Below are 13,050 nucleotides of genomic sequence, written 5' to 3'. Positions count from 1 at the left end.
TGCACATGTCCTTTAAATTAAAGTCGGCAGTTTTATCCTGTTTTCTCTTGTTATCACTTCTGATGGTGTGGCAGCTTGCAACTATGCCCAAACCCATGACCAGTATGACCAGTGAGCAAACTGAATATGCAAAATTAATGGGAAAAATTCCAGATGAGTATGGCAACGTCAAAGCCAATAATGGTATGCCAACGCCAGCTCAATTTGTCCAGATCACATTTAACCAACTGAAAGACCCATTTTATGACAATGGGCCAAACGATAAAGGTATTGGCATTCAGTTGATGCATTCATTAGGACGTGTCGCAATTGGTTTTTTACTGGCAGTTTTAGTGGCAATTCCAGTGGGGTTCTTAATTGGTAATTCTCCTTTACTGTACAAGGTGCTTGACCCATTCATTCAAATTTTAAAACCAATTTCACCTTTAGCTTGGATGCCAATTGCACTGTACACCATTAAAGATTCAACCACTTCAGCCATCTTTGTGATCTTTATCTGTTCATTATGGCCCATGTTGATTAATACCGCCTTTGGTGTAGCTGCGGTACGTAAAGATTGGCTGAATGTGGCACGTGTTTTAGAAGTAAATCCAGTTCGTAAAGCTTTCTTGGTGATTTTACCTGCAGCAGCACCAACCATTATTACAGGTATGCGTATTTCAATGGGTATTGCATGGTTGGTGATTGTAGCCGCAGAGATGTTGGTAGGTGGTACAGGTATTGGTTATTTTGTTTGGAATCAATGGAATAACTTATCAATTGGCAATGTCGTATTCGCAGTTTTTCTAATTGGTTTAATTGGAATGTTGCTAGATATGATGTTTGGAAAACTGCAAAAGAAAGTGACTTATGTAGAATAAATCGGAGAATAAGATGAATACACCTTTTATCAAAGTCGAAGGATTAGCAAAACGCTACCGTGAAGATCAACCTGCTGTATTTGAACATATTAACTTTAGCATTATGCCAGGTGAGTTTGTTTGTGTAATTGGTCATTCAGGTTGTGGCAAAAGTACAATTTTAAACGTGATTGCAGGTTTGGAAGAGGCCAGTGAAGGCGTTGCTATTATGGCAGGTAAGGAGATTAAGGGGCCAAGTCTAGATCGTGGCATAGTCTTTCAAAACCATGCTTTGTTGCCTTGGCTCTCAGTTGAAGAAAATGTGTGTTTTGCAATTAAATCACGTTACCCAGACTGGTCCAAACAGAAGACTCTAGAACACGCATCTAAATTTTTAGATTTGGTTGGACTCAAAAATGTAGGCAAGAAAAAGCCGAGTGAGCTTTCAGGTGGAATGAAACAACGTGTAGGCATCGCACGGGCATTTTCGGTTGAACCTAAAATGTTATTGATGGATGAGCCATTTGGCGCTTTAGATGCATTAACCCGAGGGGTGATTCAAGACGAACTGTTAAAAATTTGTGAAATGACTAAGCAAACGGTGTTTATGATCACGCATGATATTGATGAAGCCATTTTGCTGGCAGACAAAATCATGTTGATGAGTAATGGCCCGCAAGCCTGTGTTGCAGAAATTGTTGTGAATACTTTGCCACGTGATCGTAGTCGTGAAACCATGCATCACGATCCACAGTATTATCAAATTCGTAACCACTTAATTGATTTCTTGGTACGACGTTCTAAAGAAGTGAACAAAGTGCTCATTCCGATTGATGCAGAACCTTTACACGTTCATCCTGGCCTAAAAGCCAGAGATGTCAGTGATGAGAAAAGTTCAATTGGACAGGTTCAGCAAATGAAGGAACAACCTGTATAACCTTTTAGGCATCCACGTGTGACATTGAGAGTATGTTGATGCCTGAATCTTTAATTTCATTCGTTTCTAATGGAAATTAATGGAGGTGGCCATGCTTACAGTCATTTTTGGTCTGTTTGTTGGAATTTTACTAGGCTTAACAGGGGGCGGTGGGGGCATCGTTGCACTTCCTATTCTCATGATGGGGTTAGGATATAGCTTTGAAGAGGCAAAGCCCATCGCTCTGTTAGCGATTGCTTTATCTGCAAGTTGGGCTGCAGTTCAGGGACTCAATAAGGGTATCGTTCGCTATCGAGCTGCCTTGTATATGGCTGTGATTGGTTTTTGCTTAGTTCCCCTAGGTTTGTTGCTGGCAAACTATATTCCTTTAACGCTAAGTTTGACAGGATTTGTCTGTTTTCTATTTGGGGCTTAGGAAGTTAAGCATATCAAAAAGTATGGTAACTTCCTTATATGAAAGCAAAAAATAGATACTATTCCCGTTCAAGAATCACAGAGGCAAAATTCAGACAGATCATTCGCTTTTTTGCCATGGATTTAACTGCTTCAGATACAGCTAAACTCACCAATATTTCTGTACGTTCCATCAATACAATTTACATCAGGTTGCGTAAAAAGATTGCGGCTCAATGTGAGGAAATATCTCCTTTCAACGGTATCGTTGAACTTGATGAATCCTACTTTGGTGCTCGTCGTATTCGAGGAAAACGTGGACGTGGTGCATCAGGAAAAACCATTGTATTTGGACTACTCAAAAGAGATGGAAACGTATACACAGAAATTGTGCCTGATTGCTCCAAAGCTACGCTACAGGGTATTATTCGGGGGCATATAGAGCTTGATTCTGTGATCAATACAGATGGATGGCGAGGCTATGATGGTTTAGTTGATATTGGTTTTGACAAACATTTAAGAGTGAATCATGGGAACAACGAATTTGCATGCGGGGAGCGTCATATTAACGGCATAGAATCATTCTGGGGATATGCTAAAAAGCGACTCGTCAAGTTTAATGGAATTGACAAAAAGATGTTTTATTTGCATCTTAAAGAAACGGAGTATCGCTTCAATCATCGGAACGGTAATTTATATCTCGATTTGCTTAAATTACTCCGTAACAATCCTCTTTAACTTCCTAAGCCCCTCTATTTTATTCAGCCATTCAGCTTTGGAGAAAAGCCAGTTCATCAACGAAAGCAACCAGCATGCTATCAAGTGCGCCATGCCTGGTTAATTCTGAAACTCATCGCCTCAATTGGACATATCCCTGCTTTAAGAAACTCGGATTTTTAGGCGGTAGTTCAGGTTTATTGAGTGGCTTATTGGGTATTGGGGGAGGGATTATTATTGTCCCTGGAATGACAGCGAGTAGCGATATAAAACTGCATAGTATTATTGCAACATCCTTGATGGTGGTTGCTTTGGTTTCGATATCTACAATCAGCATCATGGCTTATCAAGGCATGCACATACCTGCAACGAGTTACCCTTTTATAGTGATGTCGATCCTAGGGCTTATTCTGGGAAGATGGGTAATACATTATATCCCTCAACCCATTTTACAGCGTATTTGTGCCGCAATTATGTTGTGTACAGCATGCATCATGATGAGTCAGTTGATTGCAAAATAAATTTTAAAATTAATATTTTATAGAGGTTATTTATGGCGCTTAGTATCCAAGCATTTTTAGAGCCAATAAGTTCAACATTTAGTTATGTGATTGCTGATACAGAAAATAAAAAATGTGCAGTAATTGATTCAGTGCTTGATTATGAGATTAATTCTGCGAGAACTTCAACATCACATGCAGATGAAATTATTGAATATATTCAAGATCATCAATATCATCTTGAATGGATTGAACCGTACCGGGTTTGTCGGAGAGTCAATATTCTGAGAGACTATCCCGATGACAAAATTAAAATATACCCCTGAAATCAGAGAAAGAGCGGTTCAATTATTGATTGAATCTGAAAAAGATTATCCTTCTACTTGGGCTGCAATCACAGCAATTGCGCCTAAGATTGGTTGTACTCCTGAAACACTTCGTGCCTGGCATCAAAAGCATTTAGATCAGCAAAATCCTATTAAAGTACAACAGATATCTGATCAAGAAAAAATGAAGCAAATGGAACGTGAAATTAAAGAATTAAAGCGTGCCAATGAAATTCTACGTAAAGCAGCCGCTTTTTTCGCCCAGGCGGAGCTCGACCGCCCATACAAATAATGGTGGATTTTATCCATAACAATAAAGATCGATATGGTGTTGATGCGATTTGTAGGATTTTACCGATCGCAGCTTCAACCTATTACCGAACTTTAGATCTCGCTGACAATCCAGAACATCGAGCAAAGCGAGATTTACATGACTTGCATCATGCTGAGGAGATTAAACGAATTTGGAAGGAAAGTTCAGGTCGGTATGGTGTACGTAAAGTCTGGCAAAAACTGAAACGTGAAGGCTATATTATTGCACGCTGTACTGTTGCTCGATTAATGAAAAAGCTAGGTATACAAGGTGTTTGGCGAGGTAAGAACAAACAAACCACCCGTAGCCGAGATGACCAAAAACGAGCACCTGACTTGGTGAAACGGAATTTTAGAGCTGATCAGCCTAATCACTTGTGGGTTGCTGACTTTACCTATATTCAAACAAATTCAGGCTGGGTCTATACCGCCTTTATTATTGATGTGTTCTCACGAGCAATTGTTGGATGGAAAGTATCTACACGGATGAATACAGATATGGTACTCGATGCACTTGAGCAAGCATTGCACGATCGAGGCATGCCAAAGAATGTGATTCATCATTCCGATAGAGGTGTTCAATATCTTTCTATTCGCTATACCAATCGTTTAGAAGCTGCAAATTTACGAGCATCAGTCGGTACAACTGGTGATTCATACGATAATGCTCTGGCTGAAACAGTGAATGGCTTATACAAAACAGAGGTGATTGAATATTTAAAAGCAGATTGGCAAGGTTTAGCAGATGTACAGCTTGCGACACTAAACTGGGTAGATTGGTTCAACAAAAAGCGTGTACACAGTGCACTGGGTTATGTATCGCCTTTTGAGTTTGAAGCAATGTACTATGATAAGATTAACCCGTTAGGTCAGGTGGCCTAACTTAAATAAAAAGTCTCCGACAAACCCGGTACGGTTCAGGATTTTAGAAACCCATATTCATGTAGATCACTTATCCGCTGCAACTTATATCAAGCAAAAATTAGGTGGAAAGATTGGGGTAAGCAAGCATATCCACTCTGTATTTGAGATGTTTCATCCTGTTTATGATCTTCCTCCAGCCACAGTATCTCAATTTGATTATTTTTTTGAAGAAGATGAAGTCTTTGAATTGTGTGGTCATCAGGCTATGGCATTGTATGTTCCAGGTCATACTCCGGCAGATATTGCCTTTAAAGTAGAGGAGCATATTTTTGTCGGAGATACATTATTCGCAACAGATATTGGTACTGCGAGATGTGATTTTCCAGGAGGAAATGCATATCAACTTTATAAATCTATTATGAAAATTTTAGCATTTCCTAGGGCTTGTTGAGAATTAACAAAGACTACTGATTAATTTATAATAGTACTATGGATAGATACATACTTACTGATGCCCAATGGGCAAAAATGGAACCTTTTTGCCTAGGTAAAGTGACCGATCGAGGTCGTAGTGGAAAAGATAATCGATTATTTTTAGAAGCAGTCCTATGGATTGCCCGTACAGGCAGTCCATGGCGTGATCTACCTGCTCATTTTGGTAAATGGAATACCGTCTTTAAAAGATACCGTGACTGGGTTAAAGCTGGTGTATTTGAAACTATTTTTGCATCTGTAAATGAAGATGTTGATTTGGAATACGCCATGATTGATGGAACGATTGTTAAAGTTCATCGACATGGGCAAGGTGCAAAAGGGGGACTTTCAAACAGTCTATAGGTAAATCTCGAGGTGGAATGACCTGTAAAATTCTTGCCTTAGTGGATAGTCTAGGCAACCTCATTAAGTTTCGATTAATGCCTGGTCAATATCACGATTTAGTAGAAACCAAACCTTTAATTGAAGATGTTGATTTTCAAGCATTACTAGCTGATAAAGCATTTGATGCAGATTGGCTCATCCAAGAACTCAATGAACGTAAAGTGAAAGTGGTGATCCCACCCAAATCTAATCGAAAAGTAATGAGAGCATTTGATACGACTATGTATAAATGGCGTCATCTCATTGAAAACTATTTCTGTAAGTTAAAAGAATTTAAACGTATAGCGATGCGTAGTTGTAAAACAGATACGAGTTTTGAAGCCATGATTCAATTGTGCGCGAGTGTAATTAACTCTCGGTAATTCTCAACAGACCCTAATAGCACTAAAATTTATTTATGCCACGATTATCCACCGGCTTATAGATCACATGAATTTTTAAGTACGGTAGATCAACAGAAAAAAGAAAATATTCATATTAAGCAAGAGGTAGATAAAACTAGTTTTGTACATATGAGACAGCAGCGTGACTCAACTTTAAGTCCACCTCAGTTATTGATTTATGCGATTCAAATTAACTTGGCAGCAGGTAAATTTCCACCTAACAGTCAAAATGGAGTCCAATACTTGAAGATCCCATTAAACCAAATTTAGTAAGGCCTCATAATTAATAATTATTCATTCTTAGGAACATTATAGAATAGACATCTTTCATGACTCAAAAGTGATCTTCTTTTTGATGGATATTTGGACCCCAGAATTTTTAGCTTCATGCATCATCTTTGAACGAAATATATTGATTGAAAAAAGCTATCTGATTTTTAGTGGGTAATGCTTCCTAAAATTAAACGAGTTTAAAAGTAGAAAATCGAATAACCTTTAAACGAGGAGATTTTCTATGAAAACATCTAAATATTTAGATAGCTTAATCATGAGTATTTTAAAGCAAGCTGAAGCAGGAACACTAAAAAATGGGTAACTGTCAGATCAGGTTTGAGCTAGTACATTAGAACAGAGCTGCATCTGACAGTACATGAAATGTCCAAGATCACTAAAATTTCGCTTCAAACTTTATAGAAACTAGAGCGATCAGATGCAAATCCAACTCTAGACACAATGCTAAAACTTTTAACCCCATTTGGTTTAAAATTAACTGTTGTGAAGAAATAAGAACTTTCTACCAAGATATTTTCGATCTAAATGATCGCTTAAAGACGAGAAACGATCATTAGGTACATCAGTAGTTTGAATACCCCAAGTGCTTTTGCATCTTTATACTTGAAAGAGAACTTGATTCGCTCTTCATCCTCATTCAGGCTGAAATTTTCTGTCCGTAATGCTAAATCTTGTAATGTGTTTTTGAGCTGTTCCTCGCTCTGTTGGGAAAGCTCAAGATGAAGATATTTTTTAGGAAATAAACTGCTGATAAAAGACATAAACTTTTTCAGTTGGCGTTTTTCATTCAGTTCAAAAATGAACTGGGCTGAATTGGGCTGAACTTTTTCAAGATAAATTGAGTAGATCGTATGAAGCTGTTTTTTATATTTACTTTGTACATTTGCATAACGCTCCTGGACATGGTGAATGACCTTTTTCTCCTCCTGATTGGTTGGCAACATGGTGACCAATGCATTCGGAGTTTTCCTTAAAAAATCTGTGGTAAATAACCTCGATGATTTTTTTTGGTTTACACAGGAGGTTTTCAAATGCTGGGCTCTAGCACGTAATTTTTGCGCGATTTGCAAAGGAATGGCTTCAGGTAATAGAAGGTCTTGTTCTTTTTCTACTGCAAGAATGTGATGCAATAATTCAAAAGTCATCTCTGAGTCATGAGCTCCTAGCATCAGTGAATCAGGTGATTTCTGTTGACCTGGTTGAAATTGATGATCATGTTGCCTGTAACGGTCTTTAGTGAGTTGATCAAATAAAAAATGTTTGATCGCCCGCTGCTGAACAGGATATTTAATAGAATCATCATGTTTCAGAATATTAAAATAGGCTTCTTTAGGAAGCGGGCTGTGCATTTGATTCAGCTGGTAGCTAATTGCTAGATGCATTAAATGCAGATAGCTTGAACAAGTGGTTTCAGGCGTTAGGTGCCCGGCAAAATGAGAAAGCGCATACCAGGTTTGCTGAGTATTTTTGTTTCGCAGCAATGCATAACGGATGCGTAGTTGATCATTTGGCGTATAGTCTGTAAATGCATCAGCAAGCGGTGAGTGTTTTAAAACCAGATAGAGATGATTAAATGCTGAATGACGCAGAGTATGGTAAGTAAAACTGTGTTCTCCAGAAGCAGACTGGATCAATTGTTTCAAGAGAGCATTGACTTCATTTTCGTGAGTTTCTTCTAGGGACTGTTTTAAAAATAGCGGTTGAGTAACTGATTTTCTTTGTTCTTTTAGCAGGCGTTTTCTATTCTGACTATATGTTTTAAATGCATGTAATTCATCGGCTTTAAGTAGATGATGTAAAGGAATCTTGCGGTAAGCTGAGTAGCTTTTTTGATTTTTATTGCGATTGTTGCGAATGGTGAGTATCACAGCATCTGCACCAATAAATAGATCACGTACGAAGATATTCAATGTTTCATTGATCCGTAGTCCGACTCTGAACCCCAGAATAAAAATCAGTTTAAATATATTTTTATCCTGAATTGAAATATCTTGAGTATTTTCGAGCTGCTCTAGCATGCGGTAAAAAATATGGGGCGAGATCAATGCGGTTCTGCAGATTTTTACTTGGATTAAACTATCCAGATCCACAGTGGGCGCGTTAAAAAATAATGTCTGTTTGTGATGAAACTCCTGTAGACGTTTTTGTAAAGTCTCTCTAGTTGTTTCCTTCCTTAATAAAAGCATTTCTCCATACAGATCTTCAAAATCAGCATTTGAAAATGATGAAATATCTTTGTCTTGCGTTGCCTGCAGCCAATGGACTGCAAACTGTGAAAACATGGTCTTCAGAGAACTTTGCTTGAGCGGCTGAAAATCTGCACGTATAAGCTTGCGCTTAAATCGTTGCTGCTGCTGAATAATATGATTGAGAAGGTCCAGTTGAGGTTCCGTTAATTTTGAACGTAGAATGCTCCACAGCAACAAACGCTCTAAGGCAGGAGACAGTTCTCTGGAATATAACCCTATGAGTTGATCTTTATAGTTTTTTGCACGAATGGCTTGACGTATTTCTACAAGAGTTTCTGCTATATCTGATGCGATATTGACTCTAGAGTGGGCCTGATGGTTTTCACAAGTATTCTCAACTTTAATGTTATTGGTGTGCTTTTGTTCAAACTGAACAAAATAAGCTTCTAATTGTTTTTCGAGAGGACTGGAACTGTAAATTTCATTTTTTAAGATACAAATGGACATTTGATCCAGTCCGCTGTTTTTCAGGAACTGTGTATAGTAAAAACCGTATTTTAACAGGTCTTTACAACGTAGCTTTTCCTCGGGGAAGCATTCAATAATACAAGCGTTAATCAGATGTTCTGCATCTTCAATATCCGAAAATAAATCAAACTTTTGATGTTTTAGTCTGTAGATCCAGCATTTCACAATGTCGTGTAGCACAAACGTTTTTGTATAGCTGACTGAAAAATCAGGGTCATTTATACGCTGATTACCGAAATTCCGGTTCGGGATTTCGAGTGTTACCATATGATTTAGGTTTAAAAAACTTTGAAATTTCTTTGTTTTTAAAATAATTTTTAAAAAAAATTGCAATTCGGCATGGTTATAAATGCCATTAAATAATATTGAACTGATCAAACAAAAAGCGAGGGATTGAGTTGGACTGAAGTCATTATGTTCTGTCCAGTGAGCAATCAAATTTTTGGCAAATTGAGTCACCTTTTTGCCATGTTTTAAGGTTTCAATATTTTGTAGTGGCAGAGACCTTTCGTACCTCACGGGGGCGGCAGGCACCGGATAGTGGTGATTCGATGAAAGATTAAAGCGCTTGATATATTTAGCAAATTCTATACGTGCGATTTGGTAGCTTCGGATATTTGACTTACAGTGCTCTAAAAGTCGATCGTCAACTTGTCGAAAAATTTCTGGATAATTTTCGGGTGTGAGTTCTGTGAATTTTTCGCTAAATAATTGCAAAAAAAACTTTTTTTTCTCTCTTTGCTTTTTTAATCGTTTTAGCGAGTGCGGATGTTTGCTCATGCAATAGTCATTCCTGTAAACGTAGACATGCTTTTAAGCGCTAAGATTTCGACCAGCTTGTCTTGTGCTGCTCTAATCTGATCGTAATCTATTGTCTTAAAACCTGAATAGCGGTCAAACAGTTCCTGCATAGCTTCATCATGACCAAAGATGCCATTTATTAGATCTTCATTGCAGTATTGGGCAAAAAAATAGCGAGCGAAATGGCGGGTCCAATTGCGCTGTAATGCTATTTCGGTACAGTATTTTTGAATATCAGAAAGTTCCAGATTTCGGACATATCCTTTCGAATCGTAAAATAAGAGCAAGAGACGTTCACCATCGAAGACCTCTTGGATTGCTTGTACTTGTTCTTGCGTCAAATAGGCTTTTGCGAGCTGCAGAAAATATTTCAAATACTTTAGGTAATGCTGTATTTCATCACGAAGAAAATTATTAAAAGGTAAATAGCGTCCAATGGTGCCTGAATAACGCTGCTCTTTATCTGCAACAGCCATCAATTTGTTGTCAAGGTCAATATAATCTAGACTGGGCGGGAAGGACTCACTCGGCCGTGCTGAAGTTGTCAACATGCAAATATGCCAAAGCCACATCGAATAATGATTTAAAGTCTGAAAGGGATTGAGATTATTCCTAACTTTGTGGTCAAGCTGGTAAAAAAAAGACTGGACGAATGGGAGATTCGGTACTTGCTGACTGCCAAACGTAATAGGGGATTTAAATTCCTCAATATATCCAGTGTCAAGCTGAGGGCAAACCAGATCAAGTGTTTGAATATAAATATCTAAGATATCAATAATTTTCGTTGAGAAATAATGGCATGGAGTGTAGTTATTAACATTTTCTCCAGCGAATAATTTACTTTCTAATTCATATCCTAGTTCATTCAATGTAATGTCACTGATTAAACGAGGAAGATTTTGAGTTGTTAAAGGGAAAGTAAGATCATCACTGATTCTACGTAGATAATCTTGTACATCAGAAGCAATATCAGCTTTATCCCAATTTTTTAACTGAAAGATTCGATCTAAATAAACTTTGGGTAAGGGGATGGTAAAAGAATTACCAATGTTGAGCATATATTCTTTTAATAATGCATCTTTAAATTTCGAATTATCAATACCTTGCTTGAAAAAACAGTTTTCATGACTAAAACGGATTTCTTTACTTCTTGAGCTTAGAAAGAAACGAGTTCTGAATACCAGTAGCTCTTCATAATGCGTGAAACTAAGTACTGAGAATAAAAGCAATGCATGAATTGGAGAGTTTTCTGCCCGTTCTAATAAAATTTGCATAATGTACTGTGCGGTAGGTAAATCGAAGACATGAGGATTTGACTTGCTCATTAATTCATTCTTGTTTTGATGCAGAATTCTGTTTTTGAGATTATTGATCTGAGCTGTAATAGAAGATTGCTCTAGTGGGTTGAATTCAAAATTATGGTCTTCAACTTTTTCTATAGTTTTATCCTCACGTGGTTGTTTTGCTATACCGCGTTCAAAATAAGTCTGATGTGTTTGCTCATCATCGATAGTTATTTTTGATGTTTTCCTAACATCGATTTGAGGAGGCTCCTGGGCGCTTGGATTATTTTGCCTGTGTCTTTTTTGCCGATCTGATTGCGTATGCGCATACGTATAAATAACGCGGATATTTGCCAATTGTCCAATTTGTTTTGCTGTTAATTTTGGAGTAGAACGTTCAAGTAAATTTTTATTCTCTGTTTCAGCTTTATTTAAAAACTCAAGTAGATCCTCCAACTCCATCGGGAGAGCTGGTAAGAAGTTATAAAGCCAATGGTATTCCCTTTTTCTGCAGGCTAAACGAAAACGCATACAAAGATTTGCTACGGTGGCTGCATGTTCTTTGCTATCAAGCAATTCAATACATCTAGTATTGAAAATGGCCCATTTCAGGGCATTAGCTTGATATGCTGAAGGGGTATTAATGACTGCAATAAGATAATGAACCAGAGGATATTCACTGATTGATTTTTCTATAAGTTTTTGATTTATAATATTGTTAAGTTCAATAATTTCAGTAGGTTTAATGAAGTCATTGAGTTTGATTGAATTTTGAAAACTTTCTAGCTTTGCTTCTGCCAGTGCTTGATAGAAGTCTCGAAATGGCTCAAGCTTTAATTCTTGAGTATCTTCTAAGTAACTATATCCGTTCATGATGATATTCCAGCCAGAATTTTTTCTAATGAAAGTGGACCAGCATAATTTGAAATAGAACTTACTGGACTTTGGGATTTAGATAGCCCTGATAATTCTCTTAGATGATTGATAGTTAAAACTTCCTGTCCGAAAACTTCCTGAAGATGTGCGGCTAAGTATTGTTCATTTAGCCAATGCGCGATGATATCTAAGCCATGAATTGAGTGATGTAATCCGGAACACAGTAAGGCCATTACTTCGCTTAAAGCCTGGATTGTGAATTCGTAGGAATTATTTTTCTCATAAGCTCTAAACGTAAATTCATTTTTATTCTTGTTGTAAAAATAGGCATAGATCCAGCTGAAATGACTACTAAAAAAATAGTGACCCAGGGTGTTAGTGGTAATGAGTGGAATGTCGATATTCTGTTTAAAAGCTAAATCAAGATGGTAGTTCTGTTGTTTATCACTCAATTGGAGGAATAAAGCTATCCATATTTGATATGCATGCATACATTTTGGATAACACTTTAAGTGCAGATTTTTTACAGCTACACGGTAATTTTGAATCCCCTTTTTTGATTTTGACATATTTTATTGTCTCGCAGAAAGTTTAGATCAGATCTAAATACTGATAAGTTTTTTTTAAAATTATTCTGTTAAATCAAAGGTTTTTTATTTTCCTTAAAATCTCTAAAATTAAAGTATTTATTGTTTACATTTATATTGTTCAAATACACACTAAAAAATTTGCTTAGTAGTTTCATTAGTAATAACCATCGAAAAATAATAATGTTTTAGGTTGTGTTACTAACTGAATCTCTAAAACTAAAGTCTTTAAGATTCAGTAAATATTAATTATTAGGGAAAAAAAGAAGGATGCCTTTTAGTATCCTTCAGTGATCCCAGTCTGCTAACCAGTTTTAAAAGTATCACATTAAGTTGTTGATAAAA

At 37.1% G+C, this 13,050-nt stretch carries 12 protein-coding genes, 1 pseudogene and 1 other annotated feature; of the genes and pseudogenes, 10 read left to right on the top strand and 3 right to left on the bottom strand.

Features of this window, described 5'->3' with window-relative positions:
• The first annotated feature begins 5 nt into the window (after nucleotides 1-5).
• The 10 genes and pseudogenes from ntrB to Q9Q86_RS12380 all read left to right on the top strand — a co-directional run.
• Entirely contained in the window at nucleotides 6-860 is an 855-nt protein-coding gene (gene ntrB / locus Q9Q86_RS12425) for a nitrate ABC transporter permease (RefSeq protein WP_005092581.1), read from the top strand.
• Nucleotides 861-873: 13 nt separating this feature from the next.
• Complete coding sequence (locus Q9Q86_RS12420) at nucleotides 874-1,776, top strand: ABC transporter ATP-binding protein (protein ID WP_112986702.1); 903 nt, start codon at nucleotides 874-876, stop codon at nucleotides 1,774-1,776.
• Between the two features lie 91 nt (nucleotides 1,777-1,867).
• A complete protein-coding gene (locus Q9Q86_RS12415) occupies nucleotides 1,868-2,191 on the top strand; it encodes a TSUP family transporter (RefSeq protein WP_227540312.1) in 324 nt (107 codons plus the stop codon).
• A 38-nt stretch (nucleotides 2,192-2,229) separates the two neighbouring features.
• Nucleotides 2,230-2,907, top strand: a complete 678-nt coding sequence (locus tag Q9Q86_RS12410; RefSeq protein WP_004960139.1) for an IS1595-like element ISAju1 family transposase — start codon at nucleotides 2,230-2,232, stop codon at nucleotides 2,905-2,907.
• 74 nt (nucleotides 2,908-2,981) lie between these two features.
• Nucleotides 2,982-3,407 carry a sulfite exporter TauE/SafE family protein gene (locus Q9Q86_RS12405; RefSeq protein ID WP_235655799.1) on the top strand — a complete coding sequence of 142 codons (426 nt, stop codon included), beginning with the start codon at nucleotides 2,982-2,984 and terminating at the stop codon, nucleotides 3,405-3,407.
• A 32-nt stretch (nucleotides 3,408-3,439) separates the two neighbouring features.
• Nucleotides 3,440-3,712, top strand: a complete 273-nt coding sequence (locus Q9Q86_RS12400; RefSeq protein WP_227540316.1) for a hypothetical protein — start codon at nucleotides 3,440-3,442, stop codon at nucleotides 3,710-3,712.
• Nucleotides 3,687-4,906, top strand: a protein-coding gene (locus Q9Q86_RS12395) for an IS3 family transposase (RefSeq protein WP_304457407.1) whose coding sequence is annotated in 2 segments (ribosomal slippage) — nucleotides 3,687-3,963 and nucleotides 3,963-4,906 — 1,221 coding nt in all. Because the reading frame shifts where the segments join, the coding sequence is not laid out codon by codon here. Before Q9Q86_RS12400 ends, Q9Q86_RS12395 begins: the two co-directional genes overlap by 26 nt.
• Nucleotides 3,962-4,078, top strand: a sequence feature (AL1L pseudoknot). It overlaps the preceding gene by 117 nt.
• 40 nt (nucleotides 4,907-4,946) lie before the next feature.
• On the top strand, nucleotides 4,947-5,339 hold the full coding sequence (locus Q9Q86_RS12390; protein ID WP_227540315.1) for an MBL fold metallo-hydrolase: 393 nt from the start codon (nucleotides 4,947-4,949) through the stop codon (nucleotides 5,337-5,339).
• A 38-nt stretch (nucleotides 5,340-5,377) separates the two neighbouring features.
• Nucleotides 5,378-6,129 (top strand): IS5 family transposase gene (locus Q9Q86_RS12385; protein ID WP_112987637.1). Its coding sequence is split into 2 segments (ribosomal slippage): nucleotides 5,378-5,714 and nucleotides 5,714-6,129, totalling 753 coding nucleotides; the frame shifts between segments, so codons are not numbered across the junction.
• A 639-nt stretch (nucleotides 6,130-6,768) separates the two neighbouring features.
• Nucleotides 6,769-6,936 (top strand): annotated as a pseudogene (locus tag Q9Q86_RS12380) (helix-turn-helix transcriptional regulator); the annotation flags it as partial.
• Nucleotides 6,937-6,974: 38 nt separating this feature from the next.
• Here Q9Q86_RS12380 and Q9Q86_RS12375 read toward each other — a convergent pair.
• The 3 genes from Q9Q86_RS12375 to Q9Q86_RS12365 are packed head-to-tail and all read right to left on the bottom strand — an operon-like array spanning nucleotide 6,975 to nucleotide 12,609.
• Nucleotides 6,975-9,938: a site-specific integrase gene (locus Q9Q86_RS12375; RefSeq protein ID WP_112986559.1), complete on the bottom strand. Its 2,964-nt coding sequence runs from the start codon at nucleotides 9,936-9,938 to the stop codon at nucleotides 6,975-6,977.
• Nucleotides 9,935-12,115: a hypothetical protein gene (locus Q9Q86_RS12370; RefSeq protein ID WP_001014911.1), complete on the bottom strand. Its 2,181-nt coding sequence runs from the start codon at nucleotides 12,113-12,115 to the stop codon at nucleotides 9,935-9,937. The genes Q9Q86_RS12375 and Q9Q86_RS12370 overlap by 4 nt, the downstream gene beginning before the upstream one ends.
• Nucleotides 12,112-12,609, bottom strand: coding sequence for a hypothetical protein (locus Q9Q86_RS12365; RefSeq protein WP_000543471.1), 498 nt, complete (start codon nucleotides 12,607-12,609; stop codon nucleotides 12,112-12,114). The genes Q9Q86_RS12370 and Q9Q86_RS12365 overlap by 4 nt, the downstream gene beginning before the upstream one ends.
• Between the last annotated feature and the right edge of the window lie 441 nt (nucleotides 12,610-13,050).

The organism is Acinetobacter sp. A22 (assembly GCF_030913345.1).
GTDB lineage: Bacteria > Pseudomonadota > Gammaproteobacteria > Pseudomonadales > Moraxellaceae > Acinetobacter > Acinetobacter junii.
The sequence above is the reverse complement of the archived record's forward strand: the minus strand, read 5'-3'. Positions and strand labels throughout refer to the sequence as shown.